Raw genomic sequence first — 9,317 nt, forward strand, 5'->3', positions numbered from 1 at the left:
CGACACCATGAGACAACGGCTGCTGGTTGCGGGTAACGGGATGGCGGGCATGCACACGGTAGAAACTCTGTTGCAGCTGGCGCCGATGCGTTACGACATCACTGTGATTGGCCGTGAGCCGCACGGCAACTATAACCGTGTGCTGTTGTCGCCGCTGCTGGCCGGGGAAACCACCGTTGAACGAACGCTAATCCACGACCCTGACTGGTATCGCCATCACGGCATAACCCTGCTGGCGGGAGAGACGGTGGAACAGGTGAATATCGCTGAGCGGACCTTACGCACCGACCAGCGCCTGCTGCACTGGGACCGCTTGGTACTGGCGACCGGATCGCGGCCCTGCAGGCCGTCTGTTCCAGGCAGCGACCTGCCGCATGTCAGCACCTTTCGCACGCTGCAGGATGTGGAGACTTTGCTGGCCGGGCAAGGTCCGGTAATGGTGGTCGGTGGAGGCTATCTGGGTATTGAAGCCGCCGCCGGACTTCAGGCGCAGGGACGTCAGGTCACGCTGATTCATCGTCAGTCACGTTTGCTGGACAGACAGCTGGATGTCAGGGCAGGGGAATTACTGCTGGCTCAGCTCCGGGCGCGCGGCATTCGCTGTGAACTGAATGCCAGTCTTGCGGCGATCCGGACGGATAGCGTGATTCTCCACGATGGCCGGGTGCTGGCGGCGGCGCAGGTGGTGATGGCCATTGGTGTCCAGCCGGCGATCGCGCTGGCGCAGGCCGCCGGTATTCCCTGTCAGCGCGGCATTCTGGTGGATCGCCAGTTGCGCACTGCGCACGCCGGAATTTATGCCGTAGGCGAATGTTGTGAAATCAGCGGCGAGACCTTCGGTCTGGTCGCGCCCTGTCTGGCCCAGGCGAAGATTCTGGCGGCGCAACTGGCCGATCGGCCTCAGGGGGATTTCTACAGCGCGGCCACGGGCACGCGTCTCAAAGTTAGCGGCATTTCCCTGTTTAGCGCCGGTGACGTTCGCGAAGCCCCGTCTGTCTCCAGTTTTGACCCGATCGCCGGGCACTATCGCCGCCTGTTCCTCAAAGACGGCCGGCTGAACGGCGTGCTGCTGTATGGCGACGGCCAGCAAAGTGGCGCGCTGCTGAACCAACTCCATAATGCCGGACCGGTTTCGGTGAATACGCTGTTCGGCCTTGATGAACCTGAAACGCAGCCGCTGGCTGCAGGAAACCCTGTGATGAGCCAAACGAAACCTGTATTAGCCGTGGTGGGTCACGGCATGGTCAGCCACCATTTTCTGGAGCAGCTGGTCGCCCGTAACCTGCATCAGCATTATCACGTTGTGGTCTACGGCGAAGAGCGCTATCAGGCTTACGATCGGGTCCATCTTTCTGAGTATTTCACCGGTAAAACGGCAACAGAGTTGTCGCTGGTGAGCGAGGATTTTTTTGCCCGGAACGCGATTGAACTGCGCAGCGGTTGCCGGGTAGAGGCGATCGATCGCCAGCAGCGCAGCCTGCGTGATAGCGCGGGCCGTGAGCTGGCCTGGGATAAGCTAGTGCTGGCCACCGGCTCCCGCGCCTTTGTACCACCGGTACCCGGCCATGACGCCGGGCGCTGCTTTGTCTATCGCACGCTGGACGATCTGGATGCCATCGCAGCCTGTGCCCGCCAGAGTCAGCGCGGCGTGGTGATCGGCGGCGGACTGCTGGGCCTGGAAGCCGCCAATGCACTGAAGCAGCTGGGACTGGAAACGCACGTGGTTGAGTTTGCGCCGCGCCTGATGGCCGTGCAGCTGGATGACGGCGGGGCGCTGATGCTGCGGCAAAAGATCGACTCGCTGGGCGTGACGGTGCATACCTCGAAGCAGACCGAACAGATTGCCACCCAGCCTGACGGCAGTCTGGTGCTGCACTTTGCCGATGGCGGCGAGCTGGCTACCGATCTGGTGCTGTTCTCTGCCGGTATTCGCCCGCGTGACGAGCTGGCCCGGAGCGCCGACATCAGCGTGGGGCCGCGCGGTGGCATTACCATCAATGATCATTGCCAGACCAGTGACAGCGACATTTATGCCATCGGCGAATGCGCGTTGTGGAATGGGCAGATTTTTGGCCTGGTAGCGCCAGGCTACCAGATGGCGCGTGTGCTGGCCGGGCATCTGGCGGCCGAACCGGCGCAGTTCACCGGTGCCGACATGAGCACTAAACTGAAGCTGCTGGGCGTAGAAGTCGCCTCCTTTGGCGATGCGCACGGCAAAACGCCGGGCAGCCTCAGCTACCACTGGGCCAATGGGCCAAAAGGCATTTACAAGAAGATCGTGGTTAGCGCCGACAATGCACGCCTGCTGGGCGGCGTGCTGGTGGGAGACAGCAGCGACTATGCCACGCTCCTGCAAATGATGTTAAACACCATGCCGCTGCCGACGGCAGCGGAAACGCTGATTTTGCCTGTGTTGAATGGTGCGCCGGCCAAAGGGTTGGGCGTCGCTGCGCTGCCGGACAGTGCCCAGGTGTGTTCCTGTCATAACGTCAGTAAAGGCGATATCTGCCATGCGGTGCAGAGTGGCTGTGGCGATATGGCCAGTGTAAAAAGCTGCACCAAAGCCGCAACAGGCTGTGGCGGCTGCGCCGCGCTGGTAAAACAGGTGATGGAGTTTCAGCTGGAAAACCTCGGCGTCGCCGTTAAAAAAGACATCTGCGAGCACTTCGCCTATTCCCGTCAGGAGCTGTATCACCTGATCCGGATTCATGGCATCAAAACCTTTGACGATCTGCTGGCCAGCCACGGGCGGGGCTGTGGTTGCGAGGTATGTAAACCGCTGGCAGGGTCGCTGCTGGCCTCGTGCTGGAATGATTACCTGCTGAAACCGGCACACTTACCTTTACAGGACACGAATGACCGTTACTTTGCCAATATACAGAAAGATGGCACCTATTCGGTCGTACCGCGCGTGCCGGGGGGCGAGATCACGCCACAGGGCCTGATTGCCATCGGCGAAGTAGCCGCGCGTTACGATCTCTATACCAAAATTACCGGCGGCCAGCGTATCGATCTGTTTGGTGCGCGGCTGGACCAGCTGCCTGCTATCTGGGAAACCCTACTGGAAGCCGGTTTTGAAACCGGTCATGCCTACGGAAAATCCCTGCGTACGGTAAAATCCTGCGTCGGCTCGACCTGGTGCCGTTATGGCGTGCAGGATTCTACCGCCTTCGCCATCGCGCTGGAAAACCGGTATAAGGGCCTGCGCGCACCGCATAAGATCAAGATGGCTGTGTCCGGCTGTACCCGCGAATGTGCGGAAGCACAAAGTAAGGATATCGGGGTCATCGCCACGGAAAACGGCTGGAACCTGTACGTCTGCGGCAATGGCGGCATGAAGCCGCGCCATGCGGAACTGTTTGCCAGCGATCTGGACGATGACACGCTAATCCAGTACGTCGACCGGATTCTGATGTTCTACGTGCGCACGGCGGATCGCCTGCAGCGGACCAGCGTCTGGATGGATAACATGGAGGGTGGGCTGGACTACCTGCGTGAGGTGGTGATTCATGACAGCCTGGGGATCGCCGCCACGCTGGAACAGGACATGCAACAGGTGGTGAACACCTGGCAGTGCGAATGGCAGACCACGCTGGCCGATCCCTCACGCCGTGCGCTGTTTACCGCCACAGTGAACAGCGATCAGCCGGATGAAACGCTGCACTATGCACGCGTGCGCGGACAGCGCCAGCCACATAAGGCCAGTGGTATTCCCCTGATGCATCTGCCCGCCGAACCCTGGAGCGAAATCTGCCCACTGGAGGCCATCCCGCCAGAGGCCGGCATCGGAGCCCGTCTTGGCAGCGTCCGTATTGCCTTATTCCGCATGGGTGATGACTGTTATGCGCTGGAGGATCGTGAGCCAGGCAGCGAAGCCAGCGTACTGTCACGCGGCATCCTTGGTGATGTTGCGGGGGAGCCGGTGGTGATCTCGCCGCTTTACAAACAGCGCGTACGCCTGCGGGACGGACAGAGCCTTGATAATCCCCAGCATCAGCTGCGTTGCTGGCCGGTCAAACTGGAGGACGGCCAGGTCTGGGTCGCGAACCGTCCGCTTGACCTGATGGCGCAGGCATCATGAAAACGACCTGCGCTTATTGCGGTGTGGGCTGCGGCGTCGAGGTTACGCAGCCGCAGAGCGCGTCGGCTCAGGTCAGTGGCGATACCCGTCATCCGGCGAATGCCGGGCGGCTGTGCGTAAAGGGCGCGGCACTGGGCGAAACCCTGACACAGGCCGGACGGTTGCTGCATCCTCAACTTCATCACCAGCGGGTCAGCATGGAGACGGCACTGGATGCCGCGGCTGACGGTTTGCGCAGGATTATCGATGCACATGGCCCGCAGGCGGTGGCTTTTTACGGTTCCGGCCAGTTGCTCACGGAAGATTACTATGTGGCGAACAAGCTGATGAAAGGCTTTCTCGGCGTCGCCAACATCGATACCAATTCACGCCTGTGTATGGCCTCCGCGGTGACAGGCTATAAGCGGGCATTCGGGGCGGATGCTGTACCGTGCTGTTACGAGGATCTGGATGAGGCTGAGGTGGTTATCCTGGCCGGCTCGAACGCCGCCTGGGCCCATCCGGTGCTGTTTCAGCGCCTGAAACAGGCAAAAACGCAGCGCCCTGAGATGCAGGTTGTGGTAATCGATCCGCGCCGCACGGCCAGTTGTGAATTCGCCGATCTGCATTTACCGCTTCGGCCGGGCAGCGATCCGGCCCTGTTCTCGGGCCTGCTGCACTGGCTGGAACAGCATGACGGCATTGACGTCACGATGCTGCCGCATCTGGACGGTGTAGAAACAACCTTACAGGCCGCGCGGCAGTGGGATGGTGCGGCGGTGGCAGCCCATTGTGATATCAGCCATGAAGTAATCACAGCGTTCTACCGGTTGTTCGCCCGGCATGAGCGCGTACTGACCTTATGGTGCATGGGCATTAACCAGTCACAAAGCGGCAGTGACAACAACAATGCCATTCTCAATGCGCATCTGCTGAGCGGCAAGATTGGCCGACCCGGCTGCGGCCCGTTTTCGCTGACCGGACAACCGAATGCGATGGGCGGACGGGAAGTAGGGGGGCTGGCCAACCAACTGGCGGCGCATATGAGTTTCACCGCAGAAGATTGCGACCGTTTACAGCGTTTCTGGCGCAGTCCGCGTATGGCGCGTGAGCCCGGCCTGACGGCAGTTGATCTGTTTGACGCCATTGACCGTGGGGCAATCAAAGCGGTGTGGATTATGGGCACCAATCCGGCGGTGTCGATGCCAGAAGGCAATCGCATTGCCCGGGCGCTGGCTGCCTGTCCGCTGGTAATTGTGTCAGACGTGCTGGCGCAAACGGATACCACCGCCTTTGCGCATATTTTGCTACCCGCGCAGGGCTGGGGGGAAAAGAACGGCACCGTGACCAATTCTGAACGCCGGATTTCCCGTCAGCGCGCGTTTATGCCCCCGGCCGGAGAAGCCAAGCCGGACTGGTGGTTACTTGCGCAGGTCGCCCAGCGTCTGGGCTTTCATGAAGGCTTTACCTGGACGCATCCTGCAGCCATCTTCCGCGAGCATGCGGCGTTGTCGGGGTTTGAGAACAACGGCCAGCGCGCCTTTGATATCAGCGGTCTGGCCGGTATCAGCGACGCACAGTGGGATGCGATGAAGCCGGTACAGTGGCCAATCAACGCTCGCTATCCCGAGGGCTGCGCCCGGTTGTTCAGCGACCGGCACTTTTACCATCCTGATGGTAAAGCCCGCCTGTTGCCACCGGCCACGCCGCAGCCAGTGGTGTGCGAAACGGCTTACCCGTTATTAATGAACAGCGGACGGATCCGCGATCAGTGGCACACCATGACGCGTACCGGCCTGGTTCCCCGGCTCATGCAGCATTGTGATGAGCCGTTTGCGGCCCTGCATCCGCAGGACGCACAACGCTATGGCCTGTGCGCGGGCGCACTGGCACGGGTGCAGTCCAACGCGGGCTGGATGACGGTGCGTGTGACGCTGGACAGCGGTCTGCGGCGCGGTGAGTTCTTTGTCCCTATGCACTGGAACCGACAGTTCAGCCTGCAGGGCACGGTCGGCGGACTGGTGGCTTCAACCCGCTGTCCAGTCTCGGCACAGCCTGCCTTTAAACAAACCGCTGTGCGTATCCACCCGCTCAACGCCAGCTGGCAGGGCTGGCTCTGGCAGCGCGATGCAAGCCCGCCTGATGCGCTGCGCTACTGGGCGCGAACGCCCTATGAGGGCGTGCAACGCTTTAGCCTGGCCGGAGACGGTTCGCCAGAAAAATGGCTCATGGCAACGATTCCGCTGGCCGGGCTGCAACTGCAAACCGCCCATGCGGCGGAACCGCATTACCGCCTGCTGGCCTGGCGCAACGGTGAGCTGCACCTGGCCTTTTATGCAGGCGCGTCTTTACCCGAGATCAATCATGAGTGGGTTGCGCAGGCTTTTCGCCAGGCACCGGTGAATGCGGCGGATCGGCATGCTCTGCTGGCGGGACAATCGGCACAACGTGCCGTGGCTGGCCGGACGATCTGTAGCTGCTTTGGCGTCGGGGAAAACACCATCTTACAGGCGATTAAACAGGGCTGTCACAGCACTCAGGCACTGGGTAACGCACTCAACTGTGGTACCAACTGTGGCTCGTGCCTGCCGGAGCTAAAACACCTGTTGCTTTCCGTTGCTGTACCGGAGGAAGAATGATGATTGCGATCAATCCTTTAGATAAACTGCTGGCGCCGGACAACGCGTCCAGCCCTGGCAAAGTCTGGCTGGTAGGGGCCGGACCGGGGGATGTGGATCTACTGACAGTCAAGGCGCTGCGCCTGCTGCAACGTGCGGATGTCGTGGTCTATGATCGCCTGGTCAGCGAAGCGGTGATGGCGGAAGTCGCCAGTAGCGCACTCTGTATCGACTTAGGTAAACAGCCGGGTCATCACGGCCTGAAGCAGGCACAGATTAATCAATTGCTGGTGGACCTGGCTACCAGCGGGCGCAATGTCGTACGTTTAAAAGGCGGCGATCCCTTTATCTTTGGCCGTGGCGGTGAAGAGATGGTCAGCCTGCAACAGGCGAATATTGTCTGCGAAGTGGTGCCCGGCATTACCGCCGCCGTGGGCTGTGCGGCTGCCAGCGGCATTCCACTGACGCACCGTGACTGTGCCCAGTCATTGCGCTTTATCACCGGACACGGGCGCAGCGGCGAGCCGCAGCTGGATGCGGCGGCGCTGACCGCGACCAATCAGACGCTGGTGTTTTACATGGGGTTAAGCTGGAGCAGCGTGATTAGCGCCCGGTTACGGGAATATGGCCGCAGTGAGGCAACGCCGGTGGCGATCATTGAGAACGGTACGCGTCAGAACCAGCGGGTACTGATCACCACCCTGGCCGGGTTGCCTGAAACTGTTGAGCAGCAAAAACCGGTGTCGCCGTCGTTACTGATTGTGGGCGATGTGGTGCGCTATTACCGGGCTGATCGAGTCGCAGCGCATGGGGAGGAGTTGGCGTTAAGTGATAGTGCAGTGCAGTGATGCTTAACGTGCCGAAGGAAGGGACACGGTTTTTACGGCTGGGGGATGAGACGGTCGTAAAAGCATTATCGGCGAATATGTTAGTGAGAGCCCCTATCTTAAGCGCCTTTCACATGAAACTGATGCCTGACAGTTACCTCACTCAGACATTTTTCTTAAGATTTTACCCTGAATAAACGCCATCGGTGCACTGATGCGAAAACGGGTTCACCGGTGTTATGGCGTTCTGAAAACGGCAACAGTTTTTTGTGATCTTGAATCAAAAGATGCACTTAACGACTGATTTATATGAATATTATTTTTAAACTCTACCCAGGGAGTTGGTTTTGTCTTCATAATAAACAGGCTCTACGCAGGATATTTTTGATTTCCTGGCAAAGCCTTATGAGGCACAGGATGGACTCATAAGAATCTGTCTGTACCCTGGGAAAGGATCTCAGTCGGTTTCGACAATGAACATCCGTGCTTCCTGAGCTTCCCGGCGTTCGGCCTTGATGGGTGCGTATTTTTCAGAGTTGTAGAAGGCTAACGCCTGGTTAAGGGTTGGAAACTCAAATACGCCAGCTAATGGCAGAGGCATCTCATCGCCTTCAAGAACCTCCGAGACGGAGCCAAAATGCAGAATTCGCCCGCCGGCTTCTTCAAGAGCTGCCTGAAACCGGGGAGCGAGTTTAGACTGCCTGTCAGGGTCAATAACACGCAGATTGATGTGCACGTACGCTGGCATAATGCTTCTCCCGTTGTTAAATAATGCATATACACTATTATTGGTTGATCGGGATTTCAAGAGGTACCTCATGAGCGGTTTTGATCCAAAATATTTCAGGGAAATAGCAGCTGAATGTCCGGGATTTCAGGCTCGTGCCACGGCGCGCGCAGTCACGCGCTACTACAATGTCTGTTTCAAATCGCTCGGTCTCACCGCCGAGCAATTCAGCCTGTTGGTTGGAATTGGCGCTTTCGAGGGCGCCACAATAGTTGATCTTGCGGTCAGCGCGGGTGTTGATGCGACAACCCTGAGCCGAAATGTTCAGAACCTGGAATTGAGAGGTTTAGTCCGTTCCGAAGGTGGACGCGGCCGCGCAGGAAAGCGGCTAAATCTGACGCATTCCGGATACCAGCTCATGGCAGATGCCTTGCCTGTATGGAAATCAGCTAAAGATAAGTTGTCCATCAAGATGGGTGATGACCGACTCCGGTCAGCAACATGGGCAATGAAGGAGTTAGCCAGGGCAATAAATATCGACCAGAGCCCTGAAGCAGATCGCAACTCCCACAATAAAAATACGGTAGCTGAATGACAATCTCCCCGTATCAGCACTCCTGATTGAGCCTCTTGAAAAATAGGTTTCCTCAATATGAACGATCTTTTACCTTATTTTCTGAGGCATGCAGAGCGTTCCGGTATGAAGCTGAACCGCGCCGTACGCCCTGCGTAGCCGGTTACAGTCGTATAAATCATGCCATACCCTATCTTTCCCTGTTTATGCCCAGAAAGTGCGGGCATGCTCATATCCGCGTCAGCACTGGGCTAAGCAGGGATTCTCAAAAAACAGGTGTGGAGTATGGTGCTTATAAACACGGAACGAGTGAAGGGTTACATGCTTTCAAATACTGACCATTGAGATGTTGGTACTTTGTAAAAATGCATGCTGAATCTCCGTTTTGTGCCAGAGGCGGACATTAGTAACTGGTAAACGCTGTTGTTAGACTTTCCCGGTCAGAGTAGATAGGACCCGTCTGATTTAGATTTCGAATAAAATTTATCTGTTTTAATTTTTTGCAAAACTG

5 protein-coding genes are annotated in these 9,317 nt (G+C 58.2%); 4 read left to right on the plus strand and 1 reads right to left on the minus strand.

The genetic code is table 11. From position 1 onward, the window contains the following. Nucleotides 1-7: 7 nt before the first annotated feature. From nirB to cobA, 3 genes are read left to right on the plus strand one after another with little or no spacing between them, the layout of a single operon-like run. Complete coding sequence (gene nirB, locus MXF20_RS07165) at nucleotides 8-4,081, plus strand: nitrite reductase large subunit NirB (RefSeq protein ID WP_325968447.1); 4,074 nt, start codon at nucleotides 8-10, stop codon at nucleotides 4,079-4,081. Continuing rightward, on the plus strand, nucleotides 4,078-6,699 hold the full coding sequence (locus MXF20_RS07170) for a nitrate reductase (protein ID WP_325968449.1): 2,622 nt from the start codon (nucleotides 4,078-4,080) through the stop codon (nucleotides 6,697-6,699). The genes nirB and MXF20_RS07170 overlap by 4 nt, the downstream gene beginning before the upstream one ends. Further along, on the plus strand, nucleotides 6,696-7,526 hold the full coding sequence (cobA, locus tag MXF20_RS07175; protein WP_325968450.1) for a uroporphyrinogen-III C-methyltransferase: 831 nt from the start codon (nucleotides 6,696-6,698) through the stop codon (nucleotides 7,524-7,526). The genes MXF20_RS07170 and cobA overlap by 4 nt, the downstream gene beginning before the upstream one ends. 436 nt (nucleotides 7,527-7,962) lie before the next feature. On the opposite strand, the gene MXF20_RS07180 is transcribed toward cobA, so the two are convergent. Next, nucleotides 7,963-8,253, minus strand: coding sequence for a DUF1330 domain-containing protein (locus MXF20_RS07180; protein WP_325968452.1), 291 nt, complete (start codon nucleotides 8,251-8,253; stop codon nucleotides 7,963-7,965). A 70-nt stretch (nucleotides 8,254-8,323) separates the two neighbouring features. Between MXF20_RS07180 and MXF20_RS07185 the strand changes: the two genes are divergently transcribed. Continuing rightward, on the plus strand, nucleotides 8,324-8,827 hold the full coding sequence (locus MXF20_RS07185) for a MarR family winged helix-turn-helix transcriptional regulator (protein ID WP_325968453.1): 504 nt from the start codon (nucleotides 8,324-8,326) through the stop codon (nucleotides 8,825-8,827). Nucleotides 8,828-9,317 lie beyond the last annotated feature (490 nt).

The sequence above is a fragment of the Pantoea dispersa genome (assembly GCF_035783935.1).
Taxonomy (GTDB): Bacteria; Pseudomonadota; Gammaproteobacteria; order Enterobacterales; family Enterobacteriaceae; genus Pantoea; species Pantoea dispersa_C.